The 13,546-nt window shown below is 59.7% G+C and carries 8 protein-coding genes; 5 read left to right on the top strand and 3 right to left on the bottom strand.

Annotated elements, in window-relative coordinates; all coding sequences use genetic code 11:
* Window positions 1-24 precede the first annotated feature (24 nt).
* The 3 genes from GJ668_RS16595 to GJ668_RS16585 form a co-directional block, all read right to left on the bottom strand.
* The gene (locus tag GJ668_RS16595) at window positions 25-366 is read right to left on the bottom strand and encodes a ribulose bisphosphate carboxylase small subunit (protein WP_155451251.1); all 342 of its coding nucleotides are present in this window, start codon (window positions 364-366) and stop codon (window positions 25-27) included.
* A gap of 47 nt (window positions 367-413) precedes the next feature.
* Complete coding sequence (locus tag GJ668_RS16590) at window positions 414-1,829, bottom strand: form I ribulose bisphosphate carboxylase large subunit (protein WP_155451250.1); 1,416 nt, start codon at window positions 1,827-1,829, stop codon at window positions 414-416.
* A gap of 222 nt (window positions 1,830-2,051) precedes the next feature.
* Complete coding sequence (locus tag GJ668_RS16585) at window positions 2,052-3,338, bottom strand: rhamnan synthesis F family protein (RefSeq protein ID WP_155451249.1); 1,287 nt, start codon at window positions 3,336-3,338, stop codon at window positions 2,052-2,054.
* Between the two features lie 253 nt (window positions 3,339-3,591).
* Between GJ668_RS16585 and GJ668_RS16580 the strand changes: the two genes are divergently transcribed.
* The 5 genes from GJ668_RS16580 to GJ668_RS16560 are packed head-to-tail and all read left to right on the top strand — an operon-like array spanning window position 3,592 to window position 13,302.
* Entirely contained in the window at window positions 3,592-5,670 is a 2,079-nt protein-coding gene (locus tag GJ668_RS16580; protein ID WP_155451248.1) for a tetratricopeptide repeat protein, read from the top strand.
* On the top strand, window positions 5,667-7,340 hold the full coding sequence (locus tag GJ668_RS16575) for a coiled-coil domain-containing protein (protein WP_155451247.1): 1,674 nt from the start codon (window positions 5,667-5,669) through the stop codon (window positions 7,338-7,340). The genes GJ668_RS16580 and GJ668_RS16575 overlap by 4 nt, the downstream gene beginning before the upstream one ends.
* 5 nt (window positions 7,341-7,345) lie before the next feature.
* A complete protein-coding gene (locus GJ668_RS16570) occupies window positions 7,346-8,566 on the top strand; it encodes a hypothetical protein (protein ID WP_155451246.1) in 1,221 nt (406 codons plus the stop codon).
* A gap of 3 nt (window positions 8,567-8,569) precedes the next feature.
* Window positions 8,570-12,418 (top strand): glycosyltransferase, encoded by a 3,849-nt coding sequence (locus GJ668_RS16565; protein WP_155451245.1) that lies wholly within the window; start codon window positions 8,570-8,572, stop codon window positions 12,416-12,418.
* The gene (locus GJ668_RS16560; RefSeq protein ID WP_155451244.1) at window positions 12,418-13,302 is read left to right on the top strand and encodes a sulfotransferase; all 885 of its coding nucleotides are present in this window, start codon (window positions 12,418-12,420) and stop codon (window positions 13,300-13,302) included. The genes GJ668_RS16565 and GJ668_RS16560 overlap by 1 nt, the downstream gene beginning before the upstream one ends.
* Window positions 13,303-13,546: the final 244 nt, after the last annotated feature.

Genomic DNA, 13,546 nt, shown 5'->3' with positions numbered 1-13,546 from the left:
CGCCCCTCGCCCTCGCGTCCGCCCTCAGCGGGCGCGGTGCACCAGGAAGGAATGTCCCTTGCTCTGGGCGTAGGTGTCGTAGCCGACCAGCCGGACGTGATGATCCGGATAGCTGCGCCGGCAGGCCTCGATCTCGGTCAGGATCACGTTCGGATCCTGTTCGCCGAAGAAGGGCATCTTCCACATCGGCCAGTAGTACTCGAAGGCACGATCCGGATGCTCGTGCTCCAGCGAGGCGTTCCAGCCGTTGTCGAGGATGTAGAGGATCTGCTCCAGGATCTCCTCGCGATTGAGCGGCGGCAGATAGGAAAAGGTCTCGTAGCGGCCGATGGTGGCGTGATCGCCCATGCTGCTCGCGGTGTTCATGATGTCGGGTTCCTCTCAAAGATGGACTGGGGACAGGGGTTCGTGGCTCAGGCCGCGTCGAGCTTGTCGACGACGTCGAACTCGAACTTGATCTCCTTCCAGGTCTCCATGGCGGCGGCCAGCTCCGGGCTGTGGCGCGCGGCATCGCTGAGCACTTCGCGGGCGTGCTTCTCGACCTCGACCCCTTCGTTGCGCGCCTTGACGCAGGCCTCGGTCGCCACGCGGTTGGCGGCCGCACCGGCCGCGTTGCCCCAGGGATGACCCTGAGTACCGCCGCCGAACTGGAGCACCGAGTCGTCGCCGAAGATCGTCACCAGCGCCGGGATGTGCCAGACATGGATACCGCCCGAGGCCACCGCCATCACGCCCGGCATGCCGCCCCAGTCCTGATCGAAGAACAGACCGCGCGAGCGGTCTTCGGGGATGAAGGATTCACGCAGCTGATCGACGAAACCGAGCGTCGACTGCCGATCGCCTTCCAGCTTGCCGACCACGGTGCCGGTGTGCAGATGGTCGCCGCCAGACAGACGCAGACACTTGGCCAGTACGCGGAAATGGATACCGTGCTTGGGATTGCGGTCGATGACGGCGTGCATGGCGCGGTGGATGTGCAGCAGCATGCCGTTGTCGCGGCACCAGTTGGCCAGACTGGTATTGGCCGTGAAACCGCCGGTGAGGAAGTCGTGCATGATGATGGGCGCGCCGCATTCCTTGGCGAACTCGGCCCGCTTGAACATCTCCTCGCAGGTCGGGGCGGTCACGTTCAGATAGTGACCCTTGCGCTCGCCGGTCTCTTCCTGCGCCTTGCGCACGGCCTCGGAGACGAACTCGAAACGGTTCTGCCAGCGCATGAAGGGCTGGGAGTTGACGTTCTCGTCGTCCTTGGTGAAGTCCAGACCGCCGCGCAGCATCTCGTAGACGGCACGGCCATAATTCTTGGCCGACAGACCCAGCTTGGGCTTGACGGTGGCGCCGAGGAAGGGACGGCCATACTTGTCCATGCGGTCGCGCTCGACCTGGATGCCGTTGGGCGGGCCGCCGCAGGTCTTCACATAGTGCAGCGGGAAGCGGATGTCTTCCAGACGCAGCGCGCGCACGGCCTTGAAGCCGAACACATTGCCCACCAGCGAGGTGAGCACGTTGACGATGGAGCCTTCCTCGAACAGATCGAGCGGATAGGCGATGAAGGCATAGAAGCTCTCCTTGTCGCCCGGCACGTCCTCGATGCGATAGGCGCGGCCCTTGTAGTAATCGAGATCGGTCAACAGATCCGACCAGACCGTGGTCCAGGTGCCGGTCGAGGACTCGGCGGCCACGGCGGCGGCGGCCTCCTCGCGTGACACCTTAGCTTGCGGCGTGACCTTGAAGCAGGCCAGCAAGTCGGAATCCAAGGGCACATAGTCCGGGGTCCAGTAGGTCAGGGCGTAATCTTTGACGCCGGCGTCATACGTCTTCGTGCTCATGATTTACTCCGTTCGATGGGTGCGGCCTGAGGTTGCGAAGACGATAAATGGGTCGCATCCCGAATTCCAATCAATAAGCGGAATGGGATGTATCGAAGAGAGTCGATGAGTCAAGCTGCAGGAGGTTGTCGACACCCTTTTTGCAGCATCCAGGGTGTGTGTCGTGCCAGTTCTTGAGAGTATGAGGCAGGCGTAGCAATGAAGCCGACAAGGCGGCTGTCATCAGCTTTCCGTAGCGTGTTCGAAGACCCCAATCAGTAGATAGTGCGTCAATGGGTCAATCTGAGTACCTGCCAACTCCGGCCATTGCTGCAGATACTGTCCAACATCGAATTGACCGCTGCCCGTCATCTCTTGGCGCTTGTCGGTCAACTGCTCATATTGGGGCATGAGCGTCCAGATCTGCGCGCTAGCGGTTCGCGGCCTCGGTGGCGGTAACTGGAGACACCAGCCGCCGTTCAGTGCGTGATGTACCAAACCGACCTCACCGCCATGCAGGCTTGGCAGCACGCCGAACACACGTTCAAGTGCGTGCACACGCTGCCCGTCTTGCTGATAGTCCGTCTCGAACAATTCGGGATCCAGTACGGCACCGGGCGCGATGAGTTTGGCTAGTGCCTGCAGGATACGCGGCCTAACCCAAAACATGGTTCCGGCGAAAAATCCCCAGTTTGCGGCGGGGAGTCCCTGTCCTGTCAGTTGTTGGTACAGCCGACTTACCAAGGGTTCATTGCACCGCATCAGATGCTGGGCAGACTGATAGAGTGGGGCGGGTCCAACCAGCTGTAGCCGGGGATCACGCGCAAAGGCTTCCGCGACGTCCACGAAGCTCGTGTTGTCGCCGATCAGCGGATCGAGCATGGCGCGGCGCCATGTGATTCCCTGCTGGCCATCGCCGCGTTTGGTGTGGAGCTTACAAACGGCTTGATAATCGGCCTGGATCAGCGTCGGCGCCAGGCGCAGGAAGGGCAACACATCCATGCCGCGATTGGGATAGGTCTGAATATGAGCGGCAGGAAACGCAGATCTGACCCTTGAGGTAATGTCAGGCGCCGTATCGGGCGTGATAGTGACGTAGAGGTCGAATGGATAGACAAGGAGCGAGAGCGCCTCGGCGATCTCCGGCCAAAGTTCTGGATAGTAGATATGGACGACGACAGCAACCCTGGCCGGGCACGGCGAGTCGCGCCACGGCGATCCGTGCTGCGACGAGGCACGATGATGGCGTTGGCGCGCGAGAGCGAGGTTGTCAGCGAGGGCTAGTGTTTCGGCCAGCTCGGGAGACTGGCATATCAACCAGGCATAGTGCGCAATGGCCTCAGCGTGACGGCCGGCGCGCAGCGCGGCATTGCCTAGGGCGAGTCGAGACGGTGGACGCTGACTCACTGCACGCAAGTACCTATCACCGTGTAGCGACCTGTTGTTTGACAACGGCTTCGACGCTGGCGCTGACTCACGACGTCCCGTACTCCTCGACGGCTTCCTACAATTTTCAGACGAACGGATCATAGCAATCCTGTCCGTCACCTGACAGCTTTGCCGAAGCTAGCTAGAATGCCTCACCTTGCTCATCGGGAGTGAGACGAGTCTTTCAGTCTTCGCCAGGATCCAACACGGCCGCTGGATGTCGCGTCTTCCCCTTCTTTACTCGAATAGAGACGATCACGCTGAGTTTGATATGGATACTTCGAGCCTTCCCTTCGTTCGCTTGGGCGCCGCAGGCCGGCAGGTTTGGTTGCTGAGCGCAAAGCCCGATCATGACATGCCGCCCGCCAGCCTTTTCTATCAGGGCGGTGCTGACCGCGTGCCCGTGTCCTGGAATACGCTCGAAGCCGCCTCGATGGCGCCGGCCTTGATTGGACGCAACCTACTACCGAACGGGGATTTCGGCGGTCAGGGCGCCGCAACCCTGGACGGTTGGCTGACTGATGTGCAGGCGCCGGCGGCGGTCGGGATCGATTTTGGCGATGATTGGCATCCGGACGGCGGTCATGCGCTTTATCTGTTTGCGCCGGCCGAGGCGCCACGGCCGACGTTGCAGCTAGCCGAGCTGCTCCCGATTGTGGCGGATCGAGGCCTGACGTATCAGTGCTCAGGCTTCTTCGCGACCCATCGCTGTAGCGCCAACATCCTGCTTGAGTTCCTCAATGATCAGGAGACGGTCATCAAGGAAACGCTGTTGTCGGTCGAGCCTTGCAACGATCGCCCCGGCGGTCGGAACCTGGCCGATTATCGCTGGCGCCAATGGTCGCTGACGCCGCCTGCGACCGCGACCCGCGTGCGTCTGAGTCTGAACCTGGGCGCGCACACGGGCGCTGGCGAGGCGACGAGCTTTTTGTTCGTGAGTCAACTGTTCATGGGCGTGATCGACCCGCAAGCCCCGCTGGCCTGGGCGCCCTATTCGCCCGGCGCTCGGGCCTTGTCCGAGGAATTGACGCGCAGCCATTGGCAGGCCGGCGCACTGATCGACGTCGATACGCTCGACCCTGCTGCGCATTGGTGCACCGAGGTCGAGGTCGCTAGCGAGACGGCGTGCGCGCAGATCAAGCTGGAAGCCACGCCGGACCGGGCGCTCGACGATGAGTCAGCTGTCGTTGAACTCATAGCGACCCAGCCCGGCGGACTGCGCTGGATCGGCACGCACTGGCCGCTGGTCGTTCGGATCCGCGTCACCACCGAGCAGGGCGAGTTCAGGGTCGATCCCGGCCCAGCATATACCGCCGCAGACTTTCTGCGCGTCATGCTGGCTGGAGAGAACCTCCTGCCCAACTCGGCCTTCGATCAGGGATTCGACCACTGGGAACGCCACGAGGGTCAGGGTCTTGATTTCAGTCCTGGTACGCGCCTCACCGATGGCCATGTCGCCTATCTGCATCGTCAGGCGACCGAGGAAAATGGTCCGCTGCGTCTGTATACCGAGCCTGTCCGGCTACCCGCCGGTTTCCAGGATTGCCATTATCAGGTAAGCGGCTATCTGGCCTATCACCGCTGCACGGCCAGCCTGGGCGTGGAGTGGCTGGACGAGCATGGCGCGGTCATCGATCAGTTCCAATGGCCGCCGAGTTATGGCGAAGCGACCGGCGGAACGGATCTGGCGGATTATGACCATCAGGGCGGGTCGGTGGCGGCTCCCGAGCAGGCCGTGGCGGCACGTCTCTTCGTCGAAAAATCACAGACACGGCTCGGCCATAACGATAGTTTTCTGTTCTTCACGCGTCTGTTTTTCAGTCTTGCAGGACCGGTGGTCACTCCCTGGAAGCCTATGGATGGCGCCTACTTGGAGCGTCTGAACGAGTGCGTGGCGAGTGCTGAGTACTTTCAGCCGCTGCTCCAGGAGCATCTGGAGCAGGCCGAAGCCGCCAGTCGCGCTGGACACTGGTCGCTGGCCGTCGCGCACTGGCGTTCGATTTTGGCCGTCGACATGGCGGGAGCGCTGGGTGTGCGTGCGACTGTGCGCCTAGCCGAGGCACTGCGCCGGCAAGGGGCGCTGACCGAGGCCGAGTCGACACTGAGTGCGGGTGTCGAGCGTTTCCCTGAGTCGCGCGAGCTGCTCATCGCCGCTGCCGAGCTGGCCACGGTGCGTCAGGACTGGGCTGCGGCCAGCGCGCGCTGGGGACAGGTGCTGGATCTAGGGGGCGGCGAGCTGCCGACACGTTTCTATCTCCAATATTCGATGGCACTGTGCCGGCAGCAGCGCAACGCGGAAGCCGAGCAGCTCATCGCCGCACGCCTAGCGCAGGATCCCCAGGATCCGTTGTTGATTATTGCCCAAGCCGAGATCGCCATGGCACAGCAGAATTGGCCCGAAGCTATCAAGCACTGGCGGGAGATCGCGGCATGAACCGGGTGATCGTCACGGGCTGTCCTGGCAGCGGTTGGAAGATGATCCTGCCGATGTTGCACAGCCTGCTCCCCGAGCCGGTTGAGCCTCGCTCCATTGAGCACTTCGCCTCTGAAGTGGATCAGCCGTCCGACGCGCTCTTTCTGCTGTTCTACACCCAGGCGCGGCGCGCGCTGTCCCATGCGTTGTCTCATGGCTTGGAGCCACAGGCATTTCTCGCCGATTGGCAGACGGCCAATCGACGCCTCCTGGCTTTTCAGCGTCGGCAGCGTCGGCGTGCCTTGCTGATCGATGCCGAGCGGGCATGTGCGCATCCCGAGACGCTGCTGGAGGCTTGTCAGCGTTTCGAACTGATCGGCGAGCTGTCACCCGACATTTTGCCGAAACTGACCGCCTGTCAACCGTCCCCGCCTGCGCCGATCGAGGACTGGTTGGCAGAGCAGTTCCTGGTGCGTGAGCTGGATGTCCAGCGCCTGGAGCATGAACTTGAAGCGAGCGGATTGGCGCTTGCGCCGCTTGCCACGACTGAGACGCCTGATCCGGAGGCAATCTGGTCGCTCTATCGGGACTACCGGGAGCAATTGATCCAGTTGACTCAGACTCGGGATGAGCAGGCCAAACTCGTCGCCGAGCGCCAGACGCAGATCGAGGCTTTGAAGGCCGAAAAAAACAATCTCAGCGAGGAAAACGAGCTGCTGCTTCTGCAACTCCATCAGGTTCAGGAAGAACTCGAAACAACTTTTTTGAATAGCCAAGCTTTGACGCAGGAGCGCGACGAACAAACCAAGCTCGCTGCCGAGCGTCAGAAGCAGATCGAAGGACTGAGCACTGAGAAAGCCGTGCTGACCAAGGCAGAAACAGCCTTAACCGCCGCACGCAATGAGCAGGCCAAACTTGCCGCCGAGCGCCAGACGCAGATCGAGGCTTTGAAGGCCGAAAAGACCGATCTCAGCGAAGAAAACGAGCTGCTGCTCCTGCAACTCCATCAGGTTCAGGAAGAACTCGAATCCTTCTTCTTGCAAAATCAGGCACTCGTGCCGGAGCTGGAAGCCAATCGCCTGGCCCGCGAACAGCTTTCGAAGACACTCATCGCGCTGGCCGGCACGCGTGATGCACACATCGAGCAACTCGCTCAGGCGGACGAGCACTTACGTCAGCGCGAGCAGGCATTCGAAGCTGAACGCCGGGTCAATCGCCTGGCCCGTGAGCAGCTTGCAGCACTTATCGCCCGGCTCGGCGAAACGGCGGAGGCACTGCACAGCCGGATCAGCCACCTCGAAGCGCAACTCACCGAGACGCGTGAACAGCTATCCGTCGATCACCGTCCACAGCAAAGGCCGTCGGGGCGGTTCGTCATCGCCATCAAGCCGCCGCTTCGCCCGGTCTCGCGCAAACAATACAAGCATGACAGACGCCTGCTCACCGCAAGCACCCTGTTCGACGCCGCCTGGTATGCACGCACCTACCTAGCCGATCTGCCGGGACTCGATCCAGTCGATCATTACCTGACCATTGGCGTCTATCACGGCTACCATCCATCGCCCGCGTTCGATACGCATCACTACCTGCGGGTCAACCCGGATGTCGTCGAATCAGGCTTCAATCCGCTCGTTCATTATCTGCGCTTTGGCCAGGCCGAGGGGCGTGACAGCAAGCCAGTCGAGGATTGAAACTGATGTCCATTCATACCGTCATTCATCTCGGCTCGGGGCTGTGTCACGAGCTTGACGACTATTTGGCACATGACCCCCAGCACGTACTGCTGATCGAGGCCGATCCGGACACAAGCCAGCAATTGAGTCAGCGGACGGCGGAGCAATCGCCAGTTGAAGTGCGTTGTCTGGCGCTCGCGGCGCGCGCTGGAACAGCCACCCTGCATCGCTACAACCTACCTGAGGCGAACAGCCTGCATCCGGCGGAAGGTCTGCTGCAGCTCTTCCCTGGCCTGAGATTGCTGGAAACGGTGGAGCTGGAGACGCATGATGTTGTCGGCGTGATCGGTGCCCTGGATCTCGATGCCAATGCGGAGCATTTGTTGGTAATCGAGCTGCCAGGGGAGGAGATCAGTGTACTGGAAGCCTTGCAAGCCGCCGATCTCTTGCGCCGCTTTCGGCACCTGCGGTTGCATGGCGGTCTTGAGCCACTCTATCGTGGCAGTGTGCCGGCCAAGACACTCGTAGATTGGCTTAAGACACGCGGATTCGATCTGGTCGAGCAAGATGATCGCGATGATCCGGATCAGCCGTATTGGCTGTTTGCACTCAATCCGCTGAAGCTAGAACAGGCAGCGTTACGCAAGCAGATCGAGACGCTAACGACCGAGAAAGCGGCGCTGACCAAGGACAAAACCGCGCTCACCAGCGCACGCGACGAGCAAGCCAAACTCGCCGCCGAGCGCCAGACGCAGATCGAGACGCTAACGACCGAGAAAGCGGCGCTGACCAAGGACAAAACCGCCCTCACCAATGCACGCGATGAGCAGGCCAAACTCGCCGCTGAGCGCCAGAAACAAATCGAGGCGTTGACGGCCGAGAAAGCCGCCCTGGCCAAGGAAAAAACCGCGCTCACCAGCGCACGCGATGAGCAAGCCAAACTTGCCGCTGAGCGCCAGAAACAAATCGAGGCGTTGACGGCCGAGAAAGCCGCCCTGACCAAGGAAAAAACCGCGCTCACCAGCGCGCGCGATGAGCAAGCCAAACTTGCCGCCGAGCGCCAGACACAAATCGAGACGCTCAAAACTCAGCTTCAAGAACAGCAGAGCCGTGTCGCTCAGCTCGAATCTGAACTCGCCGAGCGCGATCAGCGCCAGGCACTCATGGACGAGGAACTGCACAAGGCCGAGGGACAAATTGAGCTGATCAAGGATTTGCTGTTACGCCCCGATGGAGGGCTTTGACCTATGCGGCTCAAACGCCTCATCCGCCTCGGTCGTCGCCCAACCATCCAGGGCTATGTCGAGCACCTCGATCCCTATAGCATCGAAGGCTGGGTCGTTGACCGTCGTGGTCATCCTGTACACCTGGAACTCAAGATCAAACAGGAGACCTTCCCGCTCAAGCCGATCTGGAAGGAGCGCGCTGATGTGGCCGCCGAACGCGGCGAGGCCTTCCTGTACTCGGGCTTTGCCTGTGAGCCGACACCGGATCAAGCGAAGGCACTGACGGCGGCACTCGAAGCCGGTGTAGCCGTAACCATCCTAGCCAATGGCATGGTACTGAAGAGTCCGAAATTCGCGTCGCCTCTGTCATCCATCGCCCTGACCAAGCAGGCCGCCCGCCAGTTGGATGAGCAGAAGCGCCGTGGCGATTTGCTCCAGCCCGAAGACGTACTGAAGGCGCTGGAGCCGCCCGATCCGATCGCGTTGCGCCCAGCCGCCAAGGCGTCGATCGAGCTGGATCCGGAACAGGCCGCCGTCCTGCGCCGGGAGGCCGCTTTTGGAGCGTTCGTGACTCTGCTGCGCCAACGCTGCGATCTGGGCGACTATGCCGGGGCGCTTGAATTACTGGATGATCCGCGTTTCAGCGAGCACTTTTCGGCCATGAGCCTGGAGTCGACTCTGCTGCGCACCATCGCCGACTGTGGTCTGCAACGCTGGACGGCGCTCGCGCCGGAGCGGATCACCACGGCCTTTCTCGACAGTTTCCACGCACCCGATCCCTTCGTCGATGCGGTTGCGCGGCGCGAGCGCATCCAAGCACTAGGTCAGGATCTCCATCGTCATCTCGCCGCCGCGTTGGCCATGTCCGCCGGCGACGCGACCGAGATCGAATCCACGCTGGCCCCCCTGGCACTGCCACTCGCACACTGGTTCTATCGCTTTACGCGCAACGCCTGGCTGGCGCTGGACTTTCTCGATCTACTGACCGGCTCGTCGTCCCAGGCTGCGCCCGAGCAGCAAGCCTTCATCATCCAGCTCTATCGCGAGACCGGCCGCAATGCACGCGCTCTGGCGCTGCTGGGTGCGTATCTGCGTCAAGACACGCGCAACTGGTATCTCCAGCACGAACGCGGCGTGCTGCTGCGTCTCTATCTGCGCGAGCACCCCGGCCTGCTGCACGAGCGTGCACCCGATGCCATTGGGGCGCTCTGTCGCGCCGAGACACTCAACCCGCATCAGACCCACAGCCGGCGTGAGGGCTGGGGATTGCTGCACGACTACTATAAGGAGACCGTCGAGACCAGCCGCTGGTTGGCCGAATCAAGCAACCTCGACGATGGTTTGGCGATGCGCCAGCGCGATCTGTCGGAGCTGGCGCGAATGGTGCAGGCGTTGCAGTCGAATTTGGCGAATCGCCACGGTGAAGCAGGAGACAACCCCGACGGCACGCACCCTTGGTCGCGTCTCGGGCATCGCAAGCTGGTGTTTTGGGGATCGCGCGATCTTTTTCAGTGCTTTTACTACCGGATTCGCGAAAAGATCGAGCAGGCCGAGGCGCTCGGCTGGACGACCGAGGTGCTCGAACTCTCAGAACTGGGCCTAGTTGATTGGCGCCGACGCTTGATGGATGCGGCGGTGCTTTTTGCCTGCCGCGTACCGGCTACGATCCAGGGTCTGGAGGTATTCAGCTATGCCCGTCAGCTCGGCATTCCGATCATCTATGATATCGATGATCTGATCTTCAACCCTGAACTCTTTCCGCCGCCGCTCGAAACCTATGCAGGCACCATCGATGCGGATCTGCACCGTCATCTGACGCTCGACAATCCCTTCTTCGGCACCGCGCTGGGGCTGGCCGATCATTGCGTGGTTTCGACCGGGCCGCTTGGCGAGGAGGTGACGCCCTATCTGGCCGAGGGTGTCGGAGTCACCGTGCTGCCGAATCTGCTGAGTCAGGAAGTGTTCGAGCGGGTGACGCGCAAAGGGTTGCGGCGCTCGTCGTCGCGTCGTACAGACGCTGCGGCTCAGGGTCGCCTCCGTCTGTTCTATGGCAGCGCGACCAAGGCGCACAAGCAGGCGTTCTATGAGCTGTTCCTGCCGGCCGCCATCGAGATCCTCAAGACCTATCCGCAGGTCGATTTTCAGCTCGTGGGTTATTTTGATGATTTGCCCTCGGATTTTCTTAGCGTGCATCGCATCACGCTCCGCGATCCGACGCCGGACTATCTCAGTTATCTGGATCTGGTCGAGCAGGCGGATATCAATATCGCGGTGCTCGAAGACTCGCGTGTCACGGATACCAAGAGCGAGATCAAGTGGCTGGAAGCAGCGGCGTTTGGCATTCCTTCGGTGGTCTCGCCGACAGCGGCCTATCGCCAGGTACTGACCGATGACGAGAACGTGCTGTTCGCGGCGACCATCGAGGACTGGCAGCGCCAAGTGGCCCGCTTGATCGAGGAGGCCGAGCTGCGCGCTCGGATCGGTACGGCGGCGCGGGCGCTGGCGCTCGAACGCTTTAGCCCGAACGTAGGTGAGCGCATCCTGGAACAGCTGCTCGCGCCCTATCCGCCGCTGTCGTCGTCGCCGGCGCTCAAAGCCTCGGCGCTGGCCATGCGCGCCAGGCCGAAGACTAAAAAGCGTCTGCTGCTGGTCAATGTCTACTTTCATCCGCAATCGATCGGCGGCGCCACCCGGGTGATGGAGACCCAGGTACGCGGTCTGCTCGAACAGCATGGCGACGAGTACGAAGTGTTCGTCCTCACCACCCAGGCCGACCATGAGGGCGAACGCGCCTATCAGGTCGATCAATACTGGTATGGCGCGGCGCTCGTCACCCGACTCGAGATCCCGCCACGCGACTGGGCGCTGCACGAGGATTCGCGCGTGCAGGCGTTTTGTACCGAGTTCTTCAAGGCCTATGACTTCGATTTAATTCACCTGCACAGCGTGCAGATGCTGACGGCGTCGGTGGCCATGGCGGCGCTGGCGTGCAAGATCCCCTATGTCATCACGCTGCACGATGGCTGGTGGCTGTCGCGCTATCTGTTCCTGGTCGATGAGTTCGGCCAGTTGGTCGATCATACCGATCCGCTCAGCGGTGGCGCGCCGCCGCCGAGCGGCCCGACGATCGCCGAGCGTCTGGCGCGGGCCGGTACCCTGCAAGGGGTGCTCAAGCGCGCGGCGGCGGTGCTGGCGGTCTCGGAGAAGTTCGCAGAGCTGTATCGCGAGGCGGGTGTGCGGGCTGTTCGGACTCATGAGAACCTGTCCGAACCCTTTGTGCCGCTGCCGCGTGAGTCGCGTCGTGGTGAGGATGAGCGGTTGGTGTTGGGCTTCATCGGCGGTATCAGCCGTCACAAGGGTTATCACCTGTTGCGCGAAGCGATCGAAGGCGGTAGCTTTTCGCAGTTTTCGCTTCTGGTCGTCGATCATGCCTTGCAGCCCGGCGAGAACTATGAAGCGCATTGGGGTCAAACTCCCGTGCGTTATATCGCCAAGGTCGAGCAGGCGCGTATCGCCGAGCTCTATGCGCAGATGGACGTGCTCATTGCGCCGAGCATTTGGCCCGAGAGCTATGGCTTGATTACGCGCGAGGCGCTTCAGGCGAGACTGTGGGTGATTGCCTCGGATCGGGGCAGCATCGGCGATTGCATCGTCGAGGGTGTTAACGGCCATCGGGTGGATGTGAGCGATTGTCGCGGATTGAGCGAGGCGCTGGAGCGGTTGCCGGAGGCGATCGAGGCAGCTCGACAGTCGGCAGAGCGAGACAGGGGTGATGGTGACAACCGAAGCAGTTGCGTTGTCAATGGCCTAGTGAATACAACTCAGTATATCGATGAACTCATCGGTTGCTATCTTGGAATATTGAAGTAATGGTTGATACAAGGCGTCATCGCTTTATCATCGGAATTGGCTCGCAGCGTGCTGGGTCAACGCTTTTGCATAGCTTGCTGGAGGCTTCATCTGAGGTTTTCATGCATCCAGTCAAGGAGCTGCATTACTTTGATACGCTTTATGGTTATCGCTCGCGGCAGGCGTTACAAGAGTTTTCAACTCGACAGCTCATGCGCGAAGTTGATCGTATCGTCTCGAGCAAAGACCTCAGTTTTGTCAAAAATAACCGGTATCGGTGCTATCTGCGAACCAATCGACTACTTGCCAGGCTGCCGATTGAAAAAGTCAATTATTTAGATTTGTTTCGCCCCAATTTAAAAAATCATCAATTAATTGGCGAAGTTACGCCCGAATATATGCTTTTTGATGAGGAATCAATTATAAAAATGAAAGAAGTTGTCGGTGAGGACGCTGGAATACTGCTTATATGTAGAAATCCAGTCAAGCGTTTCTTATCTGCCGTAAAACTTATGAATTCATATAACAATTTGCAGATGGACGATGCTGCTGCTAATGAATGGCTTGAGGGCATGCTCGACAGCGATAACAATTGGACAAAAGCCCAAGAAAAATATAATGATTATGCTTCTGCAATTGAGCTTTACTCAAAAAATTTCTCTAATTTTCTTGCAATTAGTTATGACGAATTAATTGAAAAACCTAAAATTTCATCTCAAAAAATATCAGAAAAAATTAATATAAATATAAACGAGAAAAAGTTTATTCAAGGAACTGAAAAGATTATCAATAACTTAGCCAATGATTACAGCATATCCGAAAAAATAATTTTAAAACTTCACAAAATATATGAACCGAATTGCATTTTTCTACAAGACTATTTTGATCATGAGTTACTTAGATAAAATGTAACCGTTTACCCCCCCCTCGCTGGCTGACGTTTCGGAGCCCTCAGTGTCAAGATAGTTGACGTCTGCTTCGGCTATCTTTCTTAAGGAAACGCTGATCAAATACCGTTTACTATTCGTTAACACTGAAAGTGCCCTTTTTCACAAACATTTTGTTTTCAGTGGCTACGTCATGAGTGTTTCGCGCTCCATTCAATGGCCCGTGCGGCCCATTTCGGCCACATGTAGATCGTCATATCAC

The organism is Allochromatium palmeri, from assembly GCF_009720725.1.
Lineage (GTDB): Bacteria > Pseudomonadota > Gammaproteobacteria > Chromatiales > Chromatiaceae > Thermochromatium > Thermochromatium palmeri.
The sequence above is the reverse complement of the archived record's forward strand: the minus strand, read 5'-3'. Positions and strand labels throughout refer to the sequence as shown.

Excerpts from the sequence above, each read along its gene's own strand:
- GJ668_RS16565 (WP_155451245.1), top strand. The coding sequence starts at position 8,570 with ATGCGGCTCAAACGCCTCATCCGCCTCGGTCGTCGCCCAACCATCCAG.
- GJ668_RS16595 (WP_155451251.1), bottom strand. The coding sequence starts at position 366 with ATGAACACCGCGAGCAGCATGGGCGATCACGCCACCATCGGCCGCTAC.
- GJ668_RS16590 (WP_155451250.1), bottom strand. The coding sequence starts at position 1,829 with ATGAGCACGAAGACGTATGACGCCGGCGTCAAAGATTACGCCCTGACC.
- GJ668_RS16580 (WP_155451248.1), top strand. The coding sequence starts at position 3,592 with ATGCCGCCCGCCAGCCTTTTCTATCAGGGCGGTGCTGACCGCGTGCCC.
- GJ668_RS16560 (WP_155451244.1), top strand. The coding sequence starts at position 12,418 with ATGGTTGATACAAGGCGTCATCGCTTTATCATCGGAATTGGCTCGCAG.
- GJ668_RS16570 (WP_155451246.1), top strand. The coding sequence starts at position 7,346 with ATGTCCATTCATACCGTCATTCATCTCGGCTCGGGGCTGTGTCACGAG.
- GJ668_RS16575 (WP_155451247.1), top strand. The coding sequence starts at position 5,667 with ATGAACCGGGTGATCGTCACGGGCTGTCCTGGCAGCGGTTGGAAGATG.
- GJ668_RS16585 (WP_155451249.1), bottom strand. The coding sequence starts at position 3,338 with ATGATCCGTTCGTCTGAAAATTGTAGGAAGCCGTCGAGGAGTACGGGA.